This window comes from Microbulbifer maximicatervae (SeqCode) (assembly GCF_052468155.1).
In genome coordinates this window covers 3979108-4000710 of sequence record NZ_CP174335.1, presented here as the reverse complement: position 1 = coordinate 4000710, position 21603 = coordinate 3979108, and the positions used below count along the sequence as shown (strand labels likewise).

Sequence of the window (21603 nt, the reverse complement as noted above, 5' to 3'; positions counted from 1 at the left end):
AAGGGATATGTTCTGTGAGAGAAACGACATGGCAGTTTTCTGCTTTATGAAAATCAGTTGTCGCTTCCTACAAAAATCTCAATCCGATCGACATTCCCGCTAGCATCCAGTACAGCAATTTGGTGCTTACCACTTCCCGGAAGTAGTGCCAGGTTTTCGTTTCCGAGGGTTTCGCCCTTGGGTTCACCGTTTAGGAACCAATAGCGCTTTCCCTGTCCGCCAATCGCACTTAGAGTTAAACGCGGAAGTGGGGCATTTTTGCCGGTAGGTCGATACTGGTTACCATCTCCAGCTCCGACAATCTTTAGTGGGGTCCCTGTTGTTGCCGTCGGGGTGTAACACTCGGGAGCCGTCGGAGGGATTTGTTGGGCCCGGGTTTGGTTTGCGGGTAGCCAGGATTCCAGTTCTTTCGGCCAAAGGGCTAGGCTATGCCTTTCAGTAGTAGAATCCATACAACTGGGCTTTACCCGCATACCTTGCCGGTTTGCAAAGAAACTAAAGGTTTGTGCTGCCCGCAGAGGCTCACCTTGCGGCGATAGTGTTCTGGGCGTGCGCCCTTGGATTAACCAGGCGTTGTGTTGCAGATGGCAGTGGCTGGTTTGTGTGAGCGTCTTCTGGCCCCCAAGCGGCCAACAAATAGTCTCATGAGTTACTGAGTCTGGCTTTTTCAGGTGCTGTTGTTTGTTGTCTGGTAATGCGGCGATAACTGTGTTCAACAGAGGTGTGGCACTAATGGAGCCATAGTAACCGGGTAGGGGAGTGCCATCCGGTCGGCCTACCCAAATGCCGACGGTGTAGCCGGGAGTTACGCCAATCGCCCAGGCATCCCGATAGCCGTAGCTGGTGCCTGTCTTCCAGGCGATATCTGCCTTGTTTTGTCGCACCAGATTGCGCCAACGGCGGGAACCTCCGCGATTGGAAGCGAGCATTTCAAATGTAATCCAAGCCGCTTCAGAAGACATCAGATGCCTTTCACGTACGGGCTCCTCGGGTAAATAGCGGGGAGCTGCAGTCTGGCCTCCCCGTGCCAGTGCGGCATAAATACCTGTCAGCTGGTCAAGACGAGCACCTACGCCCCCCAAAATCATGGCCAAGTTGGGTCTACCACCACTGGGAAACTCTAGTGCTAGTCCGGCATTCTCCAGGGCTGCGGCCAATCGACCAGGGCCGTAATGTTCCAGTAGCTGAACTGCAGGGACATTGAGAGATTTCTGAAGGGCGGCAGTGGCGGTGACAGGGCCGGCGAAGCCTCGATGGAAATTTTCAGGGCGGTAATCGCCGTAGATGCGGGGCGCATCGCTGAGCAGGGAGGCGCTGTGAATCAGGTCCTCATCAATGGCAAGTCCGTACAAAAAGGGTTTGAGCGTAGAGCCCGGTGAGCGTACAGCCCTGGCCATATCCACATAGCCATAGCGGCGCCCGTTACCAAAATGAGAAGCTCCCACGTAGGCTCGCACGGATAAATCGGAATTCTCCAAAACTACAACAGCTGCAGATGTTTTGGCTGGATAGCTATCCATATGATCGCGCAGAAAATCTTCCAATCCGCGCTGGATGTTGCCGTCGATTGTGGTGCGGATAACTTCTTGATCGCTGATGGTATTCACCAGCCTGCGGGCTAGGTGCGGGGCGTTTTGTGGGAATTCCAAGCGTTCCGCATAGACCTGCTCAAGTTGAGCGCGCTCAACATCCTCTGCGCTCCAGACGGTAAATGACCGCAGTCTATCCAGAACTTTGTCCCGGGCTTTTTGTGCCTTTAGAGGATGCCGATCTGGCCGCAGGCGGCTCGGAGCCTGAGGCAGTACAGCTAGCAGTGCAGCTTCCGCATGGGTAAGGTCGGAGGCTGATTTACGCAGGTATAGACGGCTGGCTGCTTCCACGCCTTCAATATTGCCGCCGTAAGGTGCGAGGTTCAGGTACAGATCGAGAATTTCATTCTTGCTGAAGTGCCACTCCAATTGCAATGCACGCAATATCTGCTTGGTTTTGCCCGGCAGAGTTTTGCGGTGTGGGTCCAGTAGTCGCGCTACCTGCATGGTGAGAGTGGAACCGCCGGAAACGACTCGTCCATTGCGAAGGTATTGGACTGAAGCTCGCAATAGGGCTAGCGGGTTTACGCCTGGGTGCCGATAGAAGTGTCGGTCTTCATAGGTGAGAAGAGCTTCGATAAAGCGCGGTGATACATTTTCCCGAGATATTGGGTATCTCCAAACTCCGCGACTGTCGGCAAAGAAGCGTAGTGGTTTGCCGTAACGATCTGCAACGACCCGTGCAAAATCTTGAGTTTCGGGAAGAGGTGGAGGGAAAGCAAAGTCGAGCAGTAGCAGTACCGCTGTGAGGGCGGCGGGCGCAAGCAGCAGTGCGCGAACTCTGCGACTGCTGCGTTGCCAGGCTCTCCGGATAGTGGCCAACAGCTTCACTGTTTACCGATTACCCGCATTTGCGTTAGGGGATTTTCACCGATAGCGAAGCGTTCCGGTTTGTACATATCCTCTACGTAGGGTGGGGGCACCTGATAGTTGCCGGGGGTTACTGCGCGGGCGATATAGAAGAGATTGGTGGTTTTGTATCTCAGCTGATCCAGTGCCGCCACAAAGCGGTCATCGCGATATTCAGTGTGTTGGATATTGTCCTGGGTGTCCTGCCACTGGGCAATACTTTTGCCATCGAACTCGAGTTCATCCACTTTGACACTGTCGGCCAGGTTTTGATTCTCCAGCTCAAAACCTGCGGGCAATAGGTCCACTGCAAGTAGGTCGGGCAGGCGTTGGTCCGCATCAATTTGCAAACGCACCAGGTAAAGCTCGCCCTCACGAACTTGATTGGGAATGACTTCCGTGCCATCCAAATTGTGGTAGCTGCGTTTAATTCTGACACCTTTATCCATCTCCGCCTCAGGTGACTTCTTGCTGTAACCATTGATGGTAATTGCTGCATAGAGTTTTTCTATCTGTGCAGTTACCTCAAGTGCGCTGGCGGCTTCGCGCCCGCGGAATAATGCGCTGTGCGGGTTATCGCTATTGAGCTCGCGCAAGCCATCAATACTGGCCAAAGTCGCAGACCAGTTTGCACTGCTATTGAGTTGCAACTGTGCTCCAGCCATAAACACACTATTGCGCTCCTGGGTGCTGAGATATTGGCGACCGTGGAGAAGATCGGCCAGCTCGAACACCAGGGATTCTGTTTTATCACCTGCGAAATTGTGCTCTAGGAGCAGGGAGATCATTTGGGCCGTATCCCGTAGGTCTGACCCATAATCGCCATAGTAGCTGCGGCGTTTGCGCTCGATTTCAAGCGCTTTTTGTAGGGCCTCCTGGGCCAAGGTGGCATCGCCCATGGTGTGCAAAGCGATTGCCATATGCAGATTTGGTAAGGGAGATTGGGTCAGGCTAGAGCCGCTTTCATAAAGGGTACGCAGTTGCCCGAGAGACACTTTCTGTACTCGTGAGAGCACATAAGCTGCGTAAGCTCTTGAGGCATAAGCATAGAAATCGGGACTATAGCTATAGCGTTGCTGATAGAAAGCACCGCGCTCACGGGCGTAATCCTGCAGGCGCCTGAGTGCGGATTCCAGGCGGTTATCGTCAAATACGATTCCCTGGTCCCGGGCCCGCAATAGAAGGTCGACTACATAGGCGGTTAGCCACTGGCTTTCGGAAGACTCGGAACTCCATAGGCCAAAGCTGCCGTTCCCTTTTTGCATACTGAAAATGCGCTCAATACCTGCGTCGATACGCTCGGCCCGTTCATTCTCATCCAGAGGTTCAAGGCCCAGTTTTTGCTGTCGCTGCGGCGTTGCCATGACTAGCGGGAAGGTCCGGCTGGAGGTTTGTTCCAGGCAGCCGTAAGGGTATTGCAGGAGGTTGGATAGGTGATCCTGTAACTGCAGTTGCGGTCGGCTGTCCAGGGATACCAGGGTTTGAACAGTTCCAGGCATTAGGGAATCCAGGAAGCTGCTATCGGCACTGAAGCTCTCGCCCTGGGACAGGAGTCTGCGCTGGTTTCGTGTGGTTGCCGGCCAAGCGGGGCGCACGCCCAGGCGCCACTGCTGTTCGATATCGATATTATTTCCATCTTTATCGACGGCACCCTGCACGACCAGTTTGAACTCCGCATCTCCGGTGGCATCTTTGGCGGTGATAGGGAAGCGCAAAGTTTTGCGTTCACCATCCGCCAGTTCCAGCAACCGCTCACCCATTTCCAAGTCTACCGCGCCCACCGATTGCATATTTACAGTGAGTTTTTGGGAGCGGCCACTTAAGTTATTGAGGTCAAGGGCCAGTGTGCTGCTATCACCAGGGGCCATAAAGCGAGGCAAGGCGGCTTGGGTGACAACCGGTGAGGCGACTGTTACTTCTCCGTCGGTGCTACCGAATCGGTCTTTGCTGAAAGAAACCGCCATCAGGCGCAGCTGTCCGTTAAAATCCGGTAGTTGTAGCGCGACCTTTGCTTGGCCCTGAGTATCAAATTCAACGGGTCCTGAGAATAAAGATACTATTTGAACGTCAGAGTTGGGCTCGTCGCCGCCTCGGGCCAGTTCTGCATCGCCGCCAAAACGTTGCTCCACCAGTTTGCCACTGTTGGATTCAATAATGCGATGATAGATATCCCTTACATCCACACCGTAACGGCGCTGGCCAAAAAAGGCCTCGAAGGGATCCGGGGTTTTGAAGCGGGTGATATTGAGTACGCCGACATCGACGGCGGCAAGGGTGGCCCAGGCTTTGCTTCCGTTTTGTTCGATAGAATTTTCGTCAGTAGAAATGGTAACTTCAATTTCCGAGCCGGGTAGGGCATTCGTGGGCGCTTCGAGTGAAATGGGCAGGCGCCGAGGATCGCGATTCAGGGGCAAGTGGGCGAGACCAAAAGCGCGATTGGGGGCGATACGCTCATTCTTGTCCGCAGGGCGCAGAGCAGTAACAGAAATATAGGTGTCGTGGCGATCCCACTCAGGAGAGATTGGGATTTCGATATTGGTGCCCGACTTTTCTACAGGTAGTCGTTTGGACCACAATAGTTGGTCGCTCTCCACCAACACCAACGCCTCTCCGTCAGCGGGCGGTACTATGGTGAGTTGCGCCAGATCTCCAGAAGAGTACCTTGGTTTATCCAGTGACAGGGCCACGGTATCTGGACGCGCAGCCTGGCCTTTGGCTACTTGATCCTTACGCCACCAGTAATACCAGTCCCGGCCGGCGTGGAAGCGTAAGCTGCTGGTTGCCCCCGTATTGGTATCAGTGACTTCTAAGCGGTAGTGGCCGTGTTCCACTGGGACTGTGAGCTTCAGTGGCTGCTCTTCGGTGAATTGGAGCTGGCGACTGAAAGTTTCAAATTCAGCACTTGAGTATTCATAGTGCCAGCCCCGATTTGAAGAGTACTCCCAAAAGTACTGGCGGTCTTCGGAAATTAACACCGCTTTGAGATCCCGCCCGATAACAGGCTCGCCCTGTGCGTCGGCAACCACTATTTCAAATTCAGGCCTGCTGTTGGCCGATGGGTTTTCCTCTCCAAAATTTGGGCGAATACCTACCACCGGGTGTGTGGGCCATACCAGGACTGGATGTTGGCGAGTTACCGGGCGGCCGCCGGATTCGAACAGGCTGGAAACCAAGTTGATTTTCAGCGGGCTCTTAGCTCGTTTCCAACGGGAGCGCAAGGTCAGATTGCTCAACCCTTCCTCATTGAGCTCAATCGTTGGGGCATGAAACTGTCGCGTGGGCAAAGATTCATTAGTGTTCCCAAATAAGAACCCTTTCCACTGGGGGAAGGGCTCGCGATAGTGGCTAATTTGCACCAGAGTTTCCAGGCGATTCTTTGCCGCTGGCGCACCATAGAGATAACTACCTTGTACCTGAAGTTCGAAAGATTCTTTATGGCCCTCTACCAGACTGCGCTCTTCACCGTCTTGCAAAACCAGCTTCATTCGCTCTGGCAAGAATTCTTCTACCTTAAATGGATATTTCACTTTGCGCCCATCGGCTAGCTCAACATCCAAGCGCCAGTCACCGGTAGGTGCATTTTGTGGAAGTGGGATAAGCTTTTCGTAGTATCCGGGCGCGCTGGCGTGCCATGTAAATACGCGCGCGCTGGTATTGTCCGGCTTTATGAGTTCTGCCTTGATCGGCAGGTCTTTGATATAGCGACCATCATAGTTGCGCAGCAGCCCGCTCACCTGGATCGATTCATTGGGGCGATACAGATCTCGCGGACCATACATGAAAAACTCCATCGGTCTCGAAGGGCGCTGGCCCAACTGAAAATCCGAAAGGTCCAATGCAGGTTCACGTAGGTCGAGTATGGAGAAGTGACCGGTATCAGGATCTCTTGCGATGAAGAAGCGCTGTGAGTCTTCCTGTTCCTGCGTCAGAGCAAAGCGCACCTGGCCGTCTTGGTCGGTTGTGTATTGCTGGATTAGCTCCCCTTTGTTGTTGAGCAGCTCAACTTCAATGCCCTTAAGAGCCTGCCCTTCATCCAGAGATGAAACATAGAGGTCCACACTGTTTGGATAGTACCGCGCATGAAGGCCTAAGTTGGAGATGGAGAAGTGGGTGACATCATAGAGGTTGGTGTCATACATGCCTGCCGGCTGCATAACCGCGACATAGATACCTGGTTGTTGCAGGGGCTTTATATGCCCGATAGAAAGGTCGAAATCTCGCTGGACGTATTTCTCCTTGGTGAGATCGAACTGGGCACTATAGACAAAATCGGCCACTTGATTGAGGGACTTTAAGCGATAGTAGTATTTTAATGACTGGCTTTTGATCAACCTGAAGAACTCAGAATAATGTTCAGGTTTCACTCTATGGAAGTGAATCTGTGCGGCCTCAACACTGACTGCAGTAACAGGTAGGCCGGGAGTTACCGTCGCGGGAAAAATACTTCCATTGCTGGCAAAGCTGATACTGGGCTCAATCCGTCGGGTGCGAAGCTTCTCCTGTTTCTCTTCCTGTAACTCCAAGCCGTTTTCGCCGGGCAGACCCGGGAGCAGGGTGAGTTTATAGCGAGTATCTGGTTCAATATGAGGAAAATAGAGAATTTTCTGGTTATCGGAGAGAACCCAACCACCATCTACACGCTCGCCATCGTCACGGGATAGATTCAAGTAGGAGCCAAAATGGGCATTGCCCAGTAAAGGTTCAGAAAAGATAACAGCGATGGCCCGTGCATCTTTAAACGTCCGCTCCCCAACATGGAGGACCTTTAGAAAGTGATCCCCGGAGATTTGAGTACTGGCGCTGGCTGTGACTTGTGCAGGGGTAGCATCATTCTCTGTCAGCTCAGTAGAATTAGTTTCAGAAGTGCGCTGAACTTCATCAGCTTTCGAGATTGCTTCACTAGAAGAGGCTGCTTCTTTTTTATGCACTTTCTCAGTGGGGCTGAGAGCTTGTGCCTGGTTGTTACCCTCTTCAACGCTCCCGCCTTCCGCAAGCTTGGGGGTGTCAGCGAGTTTCTTCTCTGACTTTTCTTGTGAGCAAGCCATAGCAATAAGACAAAGAAGAATGACCGCAATCCAGCGTGGTGAGCGGTGAAGGGACATGGGTATTTCCTTATAGAATCCATTTAACGGCGCACAATTTAGTCCGTCTTTAAATATGTCTCAAGTTTCCTCCATAGTTTCCGTGCTCGGTATCTATTCCTGATGCAAGTGTGTACCAATAGTGAGGTGGGGATTACTGATGGCTGGAAAATAAATTTATAGAATGATGGGATGGCAATTAGGTGGCTTAGGGAGTAAGCGACCTTCCTGTTCTATGGTGCCAGGTTGAGGCGTGTAGTTTATTCGATAATCACTAGTTCAATTGAATCTAGCCGAAGTAACGTTGTATTACTACACCTATGTTGGCTTCTTTTTACGTTTAAATAGCTTAATCCAGAAGATTCCTTCAAAGATAATGCCAAGAGCAAGGAAGATTACTCCTCCCACAGGGACTCCGAAAGCGTAGCAGGCAATCGCCGCAAATAAAAATAGCAGTGCGGTGGCAATTCTTTTCACTTTGATATTCCTTTGTTATGCCTCAGTACTAGCCTAAGCTTGTCCTACTTCAAAGACTATACTGAATACCGGACTTAAACCCAACATAAATAATGCCCAAGCATAGAACTGTAGAACAGAAAGCTAAAGGCAGATAGAGTTTGTGATGGCCGTGCCTGACCCTGTAAATCGTCACCACTATCAGCGAACTTAAGGCCAAAAGTGCCGATAAGCCTAGAGCCATTAAGATGACTTGAACTTCAGTAATGCCATCATTTCCGGCAGCTAGCGTCGGTTCTATATACTTGGGGCCGTTTTTCCCGGCAGTTGTTACAGCGGAGACACTTCTGGCTAAAAGAAGTTCGTTACCATTAAGCCCTCGCCAGTACTCCATAATGGAAATAAGAGTTGCTATTGAACTTGCTATAAGGCAAAGGCTGATTTTTGAAGCGGTAGCCATGATGCTTGAAGTTGGGGGCATACAGAATGTCTTATTTTGTCTTTCTATTGATCTTGCTTAGCCAGAGTGTGATTAGTAAGCAGGCAGTGAATGTAGGTATGAAAACGACTGAAGCTTGAAACATCAATATGGAGGCCTGGATCTTCAGAATTTCACCTTCACCAAAAGAGTTATCGTAAATGTAATGTGCAGCCAGAGTGTAACTTAGGCTGACTAATATAGAAGTAATCAGTGATCTTAGAATCATTGTTTTAGTTAAGGACCCTCTGATCAACGAAGCATTTTTCCAGAATTAAGCTGAGCTGCTTGAAAAATTCACTTTATTACGCACAAACGCGTAATTTGCGCGTAATAGTCCACTAATTTTTCATCTGAAACCCTCAATAGGTGGATTTCAGGCGAACCACCCCTAGACAGCCAAGTATTTTCTCCCTATTATTAAGTTGGTAAAGCCTGCCAGTAAGCACAGCCTCTCAGTATTTTTTACCAGTCCCCGATAGCGGACCTTGTCATAACCAAATACCCGTTTGATGTAGCGGAAGGGGTGCTCGACCTTCGCTCTTATCTGCGCCTTGATCTTTTCCGCTTTACGAAGTGCATCACGCCCTGGAAGAGTTTTTAGCTTGCTCGGCTTCATTGCTATATACCAATCCGCCTCCCGCTCTTTCAACTCTTCACGTTTCTCCGCACCAATGTACCCAGAGTCTCCCCAGATTCTTTTCTCCTCCCCGTGGAGAACTCGCTCTGTAGTTGTGACATCATGCGAATTCGCTGCTGTTGTATCTATGCTATGTATTACTCCGAGCACATCATCAACCCCGATATGCATTTTCATTCCAAAATGCCACTGATTGCCTTTCTTTGTTTGATGCATTTCTGGATCACGTTTTTTCTTTTTATTCTTGGTTGAAGTTGGCGCAGAGATAATAGTGGCATCTACAATCGTGCCTTCACGCAGTACCATGCCATTCTCAGCAAGATGCTTGTTGATTTCATCAAAAAGAGCTGCACCTAGCTGATTGAGCTCCAGTAAGTGGCGAAAGTTAAGAATCGTTGTTTCATCGGGAATTGGGCCGCTCAAAGTCAATCCAGCAAAACTACGCATGGATTCAATTTCATACAGTGCATCCTCCATAGCGGGATCACTGAGATTATAAAATAGCTGCATGCAATGAATACGGAGCATGACACTCAATGGATATGGCTGTCGGCCACGTTTGCCTTGTGGATAGCAAGGAGTGATCTGAGCTTCTAGTCGCTGCCATGGGATGAGGGCTTCCATTTGAGAAAGAAACTTCTCTCGGCGAGTTATACGGCGCTTTAGCTTATATTCTGCTTCGGCAAAGGTGACTTGGTGCATAATTCATCGTAGTCTTGATGGGTAGGTGAATATTACCAATATTGGCTTGGAATTATTCAGAGGTTCCTTAACTATGATAACTCAGCTTGGATGGTCTTTAAGGGTAAACTAAACCTGTATAAGATTTCTAAGGAAATTGTTAATGGATTCTTGTAGTTCATAATCCTCTGTACTGACAGAATAGATACGTGCTTTATGGGCAAATTTCAAGGCTTTATCTTGATTGTTTAGTCTCAAAAAACATTCAGCCATTTCCAGGGCAATTGAAGCTGAATACAAAGGGAGATCTAATTTTATGGAGCAGTTAAGTCCCTGGGTGTATGCCTGTATTGCATCCTCACAGCTTTCTGAAAAATCACCCAGAGCCTCCCACTGTAGGGGATGGTCTAGCTCGCCTCCGGCATATTTTGCACATAGTCTCTCTAGCGAGTTGAGGGAGTCTTGGCACCCAGCTTTATCCCCAGAGGCGGATTTATTGACTATCTCAAGTGCGAGTCCATGTACATCATCGTAAAGTGGTGTAATCATTTAGAAATTATACCCAAGAGCTGAAACATAAAAAATATCGATATAACAGTGGGTACTTATTGGCAAGACGAGTCTTCTGTAGATCGTTGCCAGATATTAGAGGTTTCGACTTCGCAAGTTTAAGCACGTACTCACCAAGCGGTGACTGGTATTGCTGTGAAGAGATCACTGGTGGCGACTGAGGTTTTTTATGAAGAGCCTCAGACCAGCTAGTCACCCTTACTCTTTCATATGTACTATCTTACTGTTAGGTGGGGTTATTTGAGGTAGCCTGTGAAAGTACTGATTGTTGGGGCTGGGCCCACGGGCCTTACAACAGCGGTCGAGCTTGCTCGGCGAGGGCTACTGCCAAGAATTGTGGACCGCCGGGATAGCGCGTCAACCCTTAGTCGAGCAGTGGGAGTTACTTCTCGCAGCCTTGAGTTGCTTTCTCACTCTGGCGTTTCTGAAAAGTTGATTGCTGAGGGGATCGCTGTTCAGAGCGCATGCATTTACCTAAATACGCATTTAGCACTAGAGTTCCCCCTTCATTCCGATCGGACTTATTTCCCCGCCATTCTTGGACTTCCTCAAGACAGAACTGAAGCTCTCATGGCTCAGGTTTTATTTGGTATGGGAGTCGAAGTTGAATATAGGAAAGAACTCAAAACCCTTACCGAGGAAAAGAGTGGGGTAGTGGCTTTTTTTGATAATGGTGAAGAGGAGCAATTTGACCTGGTCGTAGGAGCGGATGGTATTCGCAGTACTGTTCGTGAAGCTGCAGGTATCAGTTATCCTGGATTTGACTTGGAAGAAGTGTGGTCAATCGCGGATGTTGATACAGGGGATTGGCCTCCTAAAAGAAAGTTTACCTTGGTCAAAATGGAATCTGGCGTGGTCGCTGTTGCCGTGTCATTGGGAGAAGGCCGACACCGTCTGGTAGCTAGCTGTGATAATGCAATTAAAGCATTTCCGATGGCGGTGGATGTTAAGAGGGTTCGGCGGGAGGGAACCTTTAAAATCTCAATTCGGCAAGCGGAAACTTACTCAAAGGGCAGGATACATCTAGCTGGGGATGCTGCCCATTGCCACTCTCCGGTTGGAGGTCGTGGTATGAACCTTGGGATAGCTGATGCAGCCGAATTGGCAAAACGGATCACTGAGGGGCAGCTCCTAGGCTACTCTGATTTGCGCCACCAAGAAGATAAAAAGGTTATTGAGGTTACTGAGCGTGGCCGGAAAATGATCACTGGACAATCCCTGAAAGCAAGATTTGAATTTCGAGCGTTAATCGCTGCCGCCAGTTCTATTCCTGCGGTGCGGAGAAAACTGGGGCAGTTTGCGGTGGAGCTTTAGGGGTCAAATAAATTTGTAATCATTTGTAGGTTGAGCCAGTTGTCTGCGAGCATGCGTGTCAAACATTAGGGATATTTAAATCTATCATTTTAGTTTTACAGCCGTACCAAAAACAAGAATTTCTGAGGAGCCATCCATAATTGCGCTTGTAGTAAAACGAATGCCTACTACGGCATCAGCGCCTTTTTGCCGGGCACTGTCACTCAATCTTTGAAAAGCTTTGTTTCTCGCTTCGGTCAGCATTTCCGTATAGCCTCGTATCTCTCCACCGACAATACTCTTTATACCTGCCATTAAGTCGCGGCCGATATGTTTTGATTGAACAACGTTGCCCGTAACGATATCCAGTACCTCCGATATTTCTCTTCCTGGTACTGTTTCTGTAGTTGAAAAAATCATATCACTTCCTTAATTATAATTACCTATATTTTTGGCTCTATTGGTGATCTTACCCTAACCTGGATCCGTTATGCGAATATATTTAATTGTTTGATGGTGATCGAATGTTTGTTTTAGCTGCCGTGTCTTTTCTGGATTTTAGCTTTTATCTTACATTAAATGAGGTAGGGTTCCGGGGTGAAAAGTGTAATGATCATATAGGTCAGTAACTTTTGATGGAATATGAGTTAAATTAAAAGTAATCCAGTAATTTCTGAAACTTTCTCTATAGTAAGTTGTCCACTTTTATTTTGGTGTAAATTGGGAGGGAAATTAGTGCCCTCAATAAAGTCTCGGCTACTCAATGTAATAGCCCTTGCTGCGCAAAAGCGCGCAGTTATGACCTTAGATTAGAGAGGATTTGGTAAAATTTAGGTTAAAATTCCCTAGTGGGGTTAATGTGGGTACATAAAAGTTGCTTAAAATGTACTCCTTCATGAAGTACTTATTTCATGCTTTCTCCTTTCTTAAGGGGAGTAAGCACTGCCAATAACCAACATCTATCCACTGGTTAAATTTTCGGCCGACCTCTTTGAAATGAGCAACTTTTTCCATTCCAAACTTCTCATGAAGTGCTACGCTGCCTGCATTTGGTAGAGCTATACCGCAGATTACCGCGTGGACATTGAGTTCACTTAACTGTTTAAACAGTTCATTATAGAGCTTCGAGCCCCAGCCTTTAGAGGAATAGTTCGTGTCCAAGTACACGGTAGCCTCCACCGAATACTGGTAAGCACAGCGTCCTTTCCATTTACTGGCATAACAATAGCCAATTAAACGGCCCTCATTCTCAGCAACTAACCAGGGAAGATTGTTTTTTGAGCATTCTTCGACTCGGTCGGCGATAATTTCTGCAGAAACTGGCTCTACCTCAAAAGTGATACAGGTATTCTCCACATAGTAATTGTAGATTTTAGCAATCCCAGCAGAGTCAGAAGCTTTAACTGCTCGTATCATACTGTTGTCTCTCCCTATGGTTGATAGCATTGGCCAGAGATTGGTGGTGAACTGACTAGCCAGATACCTGCTGGCTGGCTCTGTACAGCTTTATTAATGCTTACTTTTCTTTTTACTATTTAGCGACTTTTCCATGGCCTTTGATTCTTCTAGTGTACGAACGGACCAATCTATTCGCTGCTGATCAGAGACTATATCAGAATCAATGTTATAAAGGCTCCAGTTTCCAGAGTCATCTTTAACAAACTGAGTGCCGTACCACTGTGGCCGACCAAGATTCATCATTAAACGATCCCAAGTGGCCGCCTTTAGCCAATTAGCTTTATTCTTATCCTCTGCCAGGGTTGCTGCAATAGTGGCAAGAGCATGGGCCAGTCTTATATCTTCTGACTTATTACCATGCTGGAAGATAAGTGCTGCATGATAGTAATCCTTTGACGTTCTAATATGCCCATTCTCAAGCATTTTTAAGACTTTTATCCGCCGGGTTTTGTCTTCATGATTTAGTGATTCCCAGTCAATGTCACGGTGGGGGGCAATGCGCGCGCTTTGGTCTTGGGTGAATAAATCAGTGAGCAGTTTATTTTCCTGTGCAACCTTCTCCTTTGGTATTTTATGTATTGTTACTTCATTACTGGCAATAGAATATTGGGCCGAAATGCAATATAGAATAGTAATGGCTTTTGTCGTTAAGTGTCTCATACTCAAATGTTGGGTCTCGCTTTTCGTGCGTGAAGTGTAAGATAAATGTTGTGAAATTTTGTAAGTTTCATCGCTAAAGGGCTGCTATAGCTTCTATTTCTACTAGTAAATCTGGGTGTATTAGTTTTGAAACTTCCACCAATGAACAAGCGGGTAAACTTTCTTCGTAAAATTGAAAAAGTAGCTCTCGAATGGATGTTAGACTGCCAATATCGCGAACAAAGATTGTTAGTTTGACTAAATTATTTTTTACCAGTCCCTCGCAATCAAGGATTATTGAAAGCTGGGAAAGTATTTCAGTAGTCTGAGCAATCAAGCTAGAAGATTGTACTTCGGTTTCATACGCTGTAAGGCCAGATATGTATAGGGTGTTGTTGTGCTTTGTTGCGTGTACATAAGGGCCTGCAGCTTGGGGAAGGTCTTGGTAGTTTATCCTTTCGATCATTCTATCTACTTTTGTGCTCTGTAATTGGGTGATTTACTAAATTAAAACAGGAAGATTCCAGTCTTAGTTATTACTACTAGTGGCTAGTGTGTCGGCATTGCTACTATGATTAGCTCTCATTACCCTAGTAGTTTACTTTACTCCGATAGTGTAGAAAGTAAGAAAGGGTTGTTCTGGTGTATTTTTAGGAATTTTAGATATTCATTCCCAACATTTTCAGGAGCCTCCCACTGCGGATAATGCCCAATCGTTCCCAGCTCAACAATATCCGTTGGCCGATCTATCAGTTGCCGAAATCGATCCACCATATGCTTCCCTGAAACTGGGTCTAATGAGCCATTGATTAGTAATAGGGGGCCGGGGTATTGCTTTAGGGCGTCGACCCAGCGCTGACGATGTTGGCGCCTGTCGCGCATATAGCTGATTAGTTTATAAAGGAGCCGGTTGCCATTCTTATATTGGAGAATTTGCCACAAGTCTCGCAACTCTCTGTCAGAGGGTTGTGTCTCTGGTCCGAAAATGGCACTGAAGCTGCGGCAAAACTGCCGGTAATTCATCAGTTTATTGATCAGGAAGCCTGCGGGAGAGAGCAGCAGTTTTTGTACGAAACGCGCTTGATGAGTTTCTGGAAATAGACCTCCGTTTAGCAGGCATGCTGAGGCATACCTCGTGGTACCACCGCTATTGGCTCTGGCGAGTAACTCCTGGGCAACGGTATCCCCATAGTCATGGGCCAGCAGGTGGACCTTGTTGATGTTTAAATGTTGCAGAAGAGCTTCATGTAAATCAGCTTGCCCGTGGATACTGTAGTTATGCTGCTTGGGTTTGTCTGAGTAACCGAATCCCAGCATATCCATAGCAATACAGCGATAGTGCGCTGTCAGTTGGGCCCATACCTTTTGCCAGTCATAACTACTGGTTGGAAAACCGTGAATCAAAAGCAGCACTGGTTTATGTCGGCAGCTTGGGTTGCTATCGACATAGAAGAGTTGGTGGTTTTGATAATCAAAAATCTTTCCGTTTGATAACCACTGCTGAGGCTGCATTGGCTGTTCCATTTCTTATTGTTGTATTTGCTGTAAAGATTGCACGATGAGCGCGCAACCTCAAGCAGCGGCTACAGGTGGAAAGTAATTATCCTGTTCCTTGCAATGCGTAAATCGCGGGCTTGTTGATTATCTTCCATACTGAAAGCAGGGTCACCGAGGCGGTTAGGCCGATAATAAGCAATGGTGGTAGCAGCCAGCCCCATAGGCTGGTTTCAATACTGAACTCGCTTTGCTCAAGCCAAAGCGCCAGAGGGACGAGGACCAAAGTCGCTACAGCGATACCGATAACGACGGGAATCAGGCTATCGATCAGGGTGTGATAGAAAATCGTCGCTGTGCGGGCGCCGATTGCCATGCGCACGCCAAGCTCAGTACGCCGCAGTTGTACACTGTAACTGAGCACTCCAAAGATACCGATGGCAGCGAGGCTAAGTGCCAGTAATGTCAGGGCGGTGGTTACCCAAACTGAGACCCGGTCATTGGTTAGGAGTAGGTCTCGCGCCTGCTCCAGGGTGAATAGCTCAGAAACTTTGTACTGCCTGTTTACTTCGGCAAACTCCCGATTAATCTCTGTGGTGCTGAGCGGTTGGTGAGGCTTATGTCTAAGTACGAGTAGGGGATAGCTCACGTTGATACCGCGCACAAATAAGCGGGCGGGTTCCTTTTTGCCGGGCAGGCTTGCGTTGCGTACTACACCGACCACTTGGTAGGGCAAGTCACCTCGCCAGTAGTAGCGATTGCCTAATACTTCTCCATCCGGCTCCAGTTGCTGGGCCAGGGTTTCGTTGACGAGCATCATGCGATTGTTATCGGAAAATTCAGCCGCATTGATATGGCGGCCAGCTATCAAAGGCATACGCAAAATGGAAAGGTAGTTTTCGTCGACCACTGTGGTCTTGGCCATCACCGGGTTTTGTCGGCTGGCATCATGACTCAGGGATGTGGTCCAGAGTGGCCGGCTGATAGAGATAGGAGTGTTTAGGCTCAGGCTGGCATTTTGCACTTTAGGGTGCTCCAGCAATCTTTGCCTGATGGCCTTCAGATAACTCTCCCGTTCGGCAGTGGGGGCACTCCTAAGATTGCCGATATTCAGCGTCATTACTTGAACGTTGTCCAAAGGGAATCCAAAGGGCTGGTTAATCAGTCGGTTAGCTTGAAGGAAAATCTGCAAGCTGGCGACGATAAGCAAACTGGTCATCGCCACTTGGCTGCTGATGAGGACTTTGCGGATTAGAGGCGAGATCTGTACGCCAGAACCTTTGCCGCTGCTCTGCAGCATTTGATTCAGTGCGCGGTAATTAACCTGGCGACTGACTATGGCTGAGAAGAACAGGGCGAGCAGTAAGGCACACAACAGTGCAAAAACCAGTGTCTGCCAGTTTAAGGTGAGCTCTTGAATGCGAGGAATTTGTTCCGTAGCCATCACCTTTAATACTTCCGTCGATCCCAGGGCTAAAAGTAGAGAAAGTAATGCAGCCCCTAACATAAGTAGGCCGATTTCACATAGCAGGGCCAAAAAGATATGTTTTTTATGTGCGCCCAACGCGACCTGTATCGCCATATTGCGTTGTTGTTTGGCTGCGCGAGAAAGAATCAGGTTGGTAACATTGGCGCAGGCAATTAACAGAAGCACCAGTGTACCGCCCATTACCATTAAGGTTCGCGTGGCGCTGTCGCCAAGTATTTTATTGGCGAAGGGGGTGAGTCGGTATTCAACGGACCTTTCTACCGAAGAGGACCTTCTCGCTAGGGCCGCTTGATACTGGGCATCCATTAATGTGCTCAATTCATGCCCCGCACTGGCGGGGTCAATGCCCGGCTTCAGCTTTCCTGTGAGCATGCGGAAAGGCAGGAAGCCTCTCCAATTATTTCTGCGCTCTACTTGTGTATCGTTAAAGTCCCAGGGCAGCCAGACCGCCGTTTGCCGGCCCTGCTTATAGATTTGGGGTTCAATGAAGTCTTTGGCGGTGACGCCGACAATGCGAAAGTCCACCTCCCCAAATTGCAGGCTTTGCTCCAAGACATTTGGGTTGCGCCGGAACATCTGCTCCCAGGTTTGATAGCTGATAACCGCCACAGGGACTCGGCTGTCGAGCCCTTCATCGGCATTGAATTGTCTGCCTAAGGCCAGGGGTGCTCCAGCCAGCTGGAGATATTCCGGAGAGACATAGGAAACATTAACCCGTGGTGATCCGGATAAATTGCGAGCCACATCTTCCCAGAAGTACACCAGGGCGCTGGACTCGAAGAAACTATCGTTCTTATAGATTTCAACCAGGGCAGGGTATTGGCTGTTGTTTTCCAGCCGCAGCTGCTTGTTCTGGTAGAGATTACCATTCACGACATACAGCCGATCTTCGTCCGGGTAGGGTAGGGGTGCGGCTAACAGTTGGTAGTTGAGATTAAATAGTGTTACCAGGGCGCCGAGAGTGATACCCAGGGTCAGAATAATAGTGGTGGCGTAGCTCCGCGCCCGATTGAGGGACTGGAGGGCAATGGACAGGTCCTTTGTGGTGATCATAGGGCCATCTCATGGGGCTCTAGTATGGGCTGCGGCGTTGAGATTTTTCCATCCAGCAGATGCAGTTGGCGGCTGGCCATGTCTGCATAACGAGGGTCATGGGTCACCATGCACAGGGTGGTCCCTTCATTGTTGAGCTGCCGCAGCATTTCCATTACTGCATCGCCATTGTGGGAATCCAGGTTGCCGGTGGGCTCGTCCACCAGTAGTAGGGACGGATTGCCAACTAGCGCCCGGGCTATGGCGATTCGCTGCTGTTGGCCACCGGATAACTGGTTAGGTTTGTGAGCGGCCCGGTGACTCATCCCCACCTTCTCCAGACAGTGTTTCACTTTTTTGTCGGCTTCAGACTTGGGAATGGGATTGCGGCGGTATCGCAGGGGCAGGGCGATATTGTCGTAGACAGAGAGTTCGTCAATCAGATTAAAGGATTGGAAGATAAAGCCTACTTTCTCGTTGCGAATAGTCGCCGCCTCACTCAGCGACAATTGAGCGACTTCAATACCTTCAATTTGATAGCTGCCGCTGGTGGGGAGGTCCAGCAGGCCGAGAATCGAGAGAAGTGTGGATTTACCGCAACCCGAGGGGCCGCAGATAGATACAAATTCCCCCTGGTAAATACTCAGGTCAACGCCTCGCAGGGCGTGAGTTTCCATTTCTTCGGTGCTGAACACCTTAGTGATCCCGGCCATATGAAGGATTGGCTTGGACATAGCGAACTCCCTGTTCTCGCTTTGGGTTTCAGGCTTTAGTCAATAATCTGGATATGCTCAGCTTCATTAAAATTGGCCATATCCGAGAGGATGATGCGGTCCGCTTCATTGAGGCCTTGGGTGATCTGGATATATCGACCCGACTCCTCGCCGAAGCTGATGGGCTGGAGTGCCGCTTCCTCCCCGTTTTCGTTAATCAGGAACAGATTGGCCTCACTGTGCCTCTGCACATTGATAGGTCTCTCGACGAACAGCGTATCTTCCATCGTGGCAGTGAAGATCCGGGCATCGACGTTGAGCTGTGGCCTGGCAGACTCTGGAGCGCCCGCGCTAAAAGCAATTTCCACTTCAATATTGCCGTCCCGAACCTCAGGAGTAATACGGGTTACCATACCTTCGACTTTTTCTCTGCGGGTATCAATTTCAGCGGGTTGGCCAACCTCCAGTTGCTCTGCTTTGGATTGCGGTACTTGAACCAAAGCGAGAAGATCAGTCTCGCTGCCAATCAGTGCCAGCTCCTGCCCGGGATCGACACCTTGCCCCAGCTCTACCGGTAGTCGTTGCAGTATGCCGTCCAGGCCGGCGCGTACGGTCAGTCGGTCTGTACGTTGCTGGATACTTTGCAATTGGGTCTGGGCTTGGTTGATTTGCTCGCGCTGGATTAACTCTGATTCGACGGCGACTTTGCGCAAGTGATTGATACGCTGTTTTTGCAGGTCCACACGTTTCTTCATCTGTTCCTGGCGTAAGACGGTGGTTTGGTAGGTGAGCTGGGAAACCACTCCACTTTTTACCAGCTCGTCCTCAGCTTCGCGACGCAACTTGATCACTTGGTAGTTGGAGTTCAGTTCCGCGAGTATGGCTTCCTCCGCGAGAACATCGCGCTGGTTGTTCAGAACAAGCCGACGCAGATTAGCTTCCTCTTGTTCCAGGGAGGTTTCGGCTGCATCCAGGTCGCGCATTAACTCTGGATTACTCAGCTGCATAATGATGCTATCACTTTGTACTTCTGCACCGGGACGCAACATGATTTTTTCAACATTCGCTGCGGTTAGGGCGGTAATTAAAGTCTGCTTGTCTGAACGCAGCCTACCGTAGCCATCTACCACAACTTGCAGGTCTCCCCGTTGGACGGTACCCAACATCAGCTGTTCCCGCTCAACCTTGTAGGCGCTGTCAGGAAGTAACAAGAGGGTGCTGGTAAATGCCACAAAAGCAAGAGCAGCACCACCTAGCATTAAAGGGTGCTTAATCAGGGGGCGTTTCTTGGGTTTAATAATATCCATATTGTGGCATTTCCTTGGTTAAGCAATCGTTGCACGCTTTTCTACTGTGAAACCTTGATGCGGGGGCGAGTTAGAGGTGGAAAATCATAACTATTTAGAACGGGTGTATTCCTGTTGGAACTCCGAGGGAGGGCGGGTTTTTATCTTGTAATTAGTACTGTCGAGCATATTTTTGTGATCAAAACTCAGGGCTTTAAAAGGGTTGTAGGAGAGGCTGAAAATGCAGGAAAATTGGTACAAGAACCAGTTGCTTGCGGTGAATGGTGGGAAAATACAGGATGGTTTGAATATTATGAGGTGGGCAGTAACTTGAGAGGTTTAACGATTACCCAATGCATTTTGAGGATAGGTTCACAAGTAAAATTGTGGAGATGTAGTGGGAATAAAGGTGTCGTGGCTTAGTGAATCCGGTAAATTGTCTAAACCACTACACCTTTAACAAAATATATTTGCAAAACGAAGAGCTTGATAAGCCATAGTGCAAATTACAGGCCGAGGGTTATCCCAGAGCTTTGACCAATAGCGCCTGTTGAAGTTGATCGTCATCAACCCCCTCTGGTCGGGGTATTTGCACGATATGCCCGGATCCCGGAGCTACATCGATCGCTTTGCCTTCCGTATTATCCATTTGCTCCAAGGGAAAGAACAAGCTACCGCTGGGAGTCATTAACTCCAATTGATCACCGCGTTCAAAGCGATTTTTTACATCAATCGTCAAATACTCAGGACTGCCGTCAATAAGCTCGCCTACGAACTGTTGGCCCGGAGTTGATATCAATCCCTTTTCATATTGCTGGTATTCTGCTGGTGGATGGCGACGGTAGAAACCTTCCGTGTAGCCTCGGTTCGAGAGGGTTTCTAATTCGTCCATCATCTTCATGTCAAAGTCTTTTCCTGCTGCAGCATCGTCTATCGCGCGACGATAGATCTGAGCAGTACGAGCCACATAGTAGTGGGATTTGGTGCGACCTTCGATTTTTAAAGAGTGAACGCCCATTTCCGATAGGCGCTTGACGTGCTGTACGGCCCGCAGATCTTTGGAGTTCATGATGTAGGTACCGTGCTCATCTTCGTAGGCCGGCATATATTCTCCAGGGCGACCTTCTTCCTGTAGTAAAAAGGCCTGAGAAGTACTGTCACTGGCGGAGGTGGGTTGATTGGTGGGTTCCTGGGTTTGCACATGAATCAATTCGCCAACTTCATTCTCTTTGGCTTCATGAGCTTGGTATTGCCAGCGGCAGGAGTTGGTGCAGGCGCCCTGATTGGCATCTCTATGGGTCATATAACCGGACAGCAAGCAGCGCCCGGAGTAGGCGATACAGAGTGCACCGTGGACAAAGACTTCCAACTCCATCTCAGGCACTTTCTGGCGAATTTCTTCAATCTCATCCAGGGACAATTCCCGGGAAAGTATCACCCGAGATAACCCCTGGCGATGCCAGAACTTTACGGTTGCGTAGTTTACCGCATTGGCCTGTACGGATAGGTGAACTGGCAGATCAGGCCAACGCTCCCTTACCATCATTATTAGACCTGGGTCGGACATAATCAGGGCGTCAGGCCCCATTTCGACAATTTCTTCCAGGTCCCGCAGGTAACTGCGAACTTTGTCGTTGTGAGCGGCGATATTAGAGGCGATATAGAACTGTTTTCCCTGCTGGTGTGCTTCTTCTATGCCTAGGCGCAGGGTTTCAATATTTTTAAATTCATTATTGCGCACACGCAAGCTGTAGCGGGGCTGGCCAGCATAAACGGCATCGGCACCATAGGCGAACGCATATCGCATATTTTTTAAAGTCCCTGCGGGGGACAGTAACTCAGGTTTAAACACGGA

17 protein-coding genes are annotated in these 21603 nt (G+C 49.0%); 2 read left to right on the top strand and 15 right to left on the bottom strand.

Annotated features, from left to right (window positions below):
* Nucleotides 1–53 precede the first annotated feature (53 nt).
* The 6 genes from pbpC to ACJJIY_RS17010 form a co-directional block, all read right to left on the bottom strand.
* The gene (gene pbpC / locus ACJJIY_RS17035) at nucleotides 54–2420 is read right to left on the bottom strand and encodes a penicillin-binding protein 1C (RefSeq protein ID WP_445358451.1); all 2367 of its coding nucleotides are present in this window, start codon (nucleotides 2418–2420) and stop codon (nucleotides 54–56) included.
* Complete coding sequence (locus ACJJIY_RS17030; RefSeq protein ID WP_445358450.1) at nucleotides 2417–7540, bottom strand: alpha-2-macroglobulin family protein; 5124 nt, start codon at nucleotides 7538–7540, stop codon at nucleotides 2417–2419. The genes pbpC and ACJJIY_RS17030 overlap by 4 nt, the downstream gene beginning before the upstream one ends.
* Nucleotides 7541–7837: 297 nt before the next feature.
* Nucleotides 7838–7996, bottom strand: a complete 159-nt coding sequence (locus ACJJIY_RS17025; protein WP_282932647.1) for a hypothetical protein — start codon at nucleotides 7994–7996, stop codon at nucleotides 7838–7840.
* Between the two features lie 49 nt (nucleotides 7997–8045).
* Entirely contained in the window at nucleotides 8046–8456 is a 411-nt protein-coding gene (locus tag ACJJIY_RS17020; protein WP_413665651.1) for a hypothetical protein, read from the bottom strand.
* 388 nt (nucleotides 8457–8844) lie between these two features.
* A complete protein-coding gene (locus ACJJIY_RS17015; protein WP_445358449.1) occupies nucleotides 8845–9795 on the bottom strand; it encodes an IS5 family transposase in 951 nt (316 codons plus the stop codon).
* Nucleotides 9796–9903: 108 nt separating this feature from the next.
* On the bottom strand, nucleotides 9904–10323 hold the full coding sequence (locus ACJJIY_RS17010) for a hypothetical protein (protein WP_413665652.1): 420 nt from the start codon (nucleotides 10321–10323) through the stop codon (nucleotides 9904–9906).
* A gap of 273 nt (nucleotides 10324–10596) precedes the next feature.
* Between ACJJIY_RS17010 and ACJJIY_RS17005 the strand changes: the two genes are divergently transcribed.
* Entirely contained in the window at nucleotides 10597–11658 is a 1062-nt protein-coding gene (locus ACJJIY_RS17005; RefSeq protein WP_445358448.1) for an FAD-dependent oxidoreductase, read from the top strand.
* 84 nt (nucleotides 11659–11742) lie between these two features.
* On the opposite strand, the gene ACJJIY_RS17000 is transcribed toward ACJJIY_RS17005, so the two are convergent.
* From ACJJIY_RS17000 to ACJJIY_RS16965, 8 genes are all read right to left on the bottom strand, one after another.
* A complete protein-coding gene (locus ACJJIY_RS17000) occupies nucleotides 11743–12057 on the bottom strand; it encodes a heavy metal-binding domain-containing protein (protein WP_445358447.1) in 315 nt (104 codons plus the stop codon).
* Nucleotides 12058–12546: 489 nt separating this feature from the next.
* The gene (locus tag ACJJIY_RS16995) at nucleotides 12547–13053 is read right to left on the bottom strand and encodes an arsinothricin resistance N-acetyltransferase ArsN1 family B (RefSeq protein ID WP_444905377.1); all 507 of its coding nucleotides are present in this window, start codon (nucleotides 13051–13053) and stop codon (nucleotides 12547–12549) included.
* Between the two features lie 93 nt (nucleotides 13054–13146).
* Nucleotides 13147–13755, bottom strand: coding sequence for a hypothetical protein (locus ACJJIY_RS16990; RefSeq protein WP_444897161.1), 609 nt, complete (start codon nucleotides 13753–13755; stop codon nucleotides 13147–13149).
* Nucleotides 13756–13828: 73 nt separating this feature from the next.
* Entirely contained in the window at nucleotides 13829–14200 is a 372-nt protein-coding gene (locus ACJJIY_RS16985) for a RidA family protein (RefSeq protein ID WP_444897162.1), read from the bottom strand.
* Nucleotides 14201–14337: 137 nt separating this feature from the next.
* Nucleotides 14338–15246, bottom strand: a complete 909-nt coding sequence (locus ACJJIY_RS16980; protein ID WP_445354345.1) for an alpha/beta fold hydrolase — start codon at nucleotides 15244–15246, stop codon at nucleotides 14338–14340.
* An 88-nt stretch (nucleotides 15247–15334) separates the two neighbouring features.
* Entirely contained in the window at nucleotides 15335–17770 is a 2436-nt protein-coding gene (locus ACJJIY_RS16975; protein WP_445358446.1) for an ABC transporter permease, read from the bottom strand.
* Entirely contained in the window at nucleotides 17767–18483 is a 717-nt protein-coding gene (locus tag ACJJIY_RS16970; protein ID WP_445358445.1) for an ABC transporter ATP-binding protein, read from the bottom strand. The genes ACJJIY_RS16975 and ACJJIY_RS16970 overlap by 4 nt, the downstream gene beginning before the upstream one ends.
* Nucleotides 18484–18518: 35 nt before the next feature.
* Complete coding sequence (locus ACJJIY_RS16965) at nucleotides 18519–19769, bottom strand: efflux RND transporter periplasmic adaptor subunit (protein ID WP_445358444.1); 1251 nt, start codon at nucleotides 19767–19769, stop codon at nucleotides 18519–18521.
* A gap of 174 nt (nucleotides 19770–19943) precedes the next feature.
* Here ACJJIY_RS16965 and ACJJIY_RS16960 point away from each other — a divergent pair, with 174 nt between their 5' ends.
* On the top strand, nucleotides 19944–20171 hold the full coding sequence (locus ACJJIY_RS16960) for a hypothetical protein (RefSeq protein ID WP_445358443.1): 228 nt from the start codon (nucleotides 19944–19946) through the stop codon (nucleotides 20169–20171).
* A gap of 97 nt (nucleotides 20172–20268) precedes the next feature.
* Here ACJJIY_RS16960 and trhP read toward each other — a convergent pair whose 3' ends face one another.
* Nucleotides 20269–21555, bottom strand: a complete 1287-nt coding sequence (gene trhP / locus ACJJIY_RS16955; protein ID WP_445358442.1) for a prephenate-dependent tRNA uridine(34) hydroxylase TrhP — start codon at nucleotides 21553–21555, stop codon at nucleotides 20269–20271.
* Nucleotides 21556–21603 lie beyond the last annotated feature (48 nt).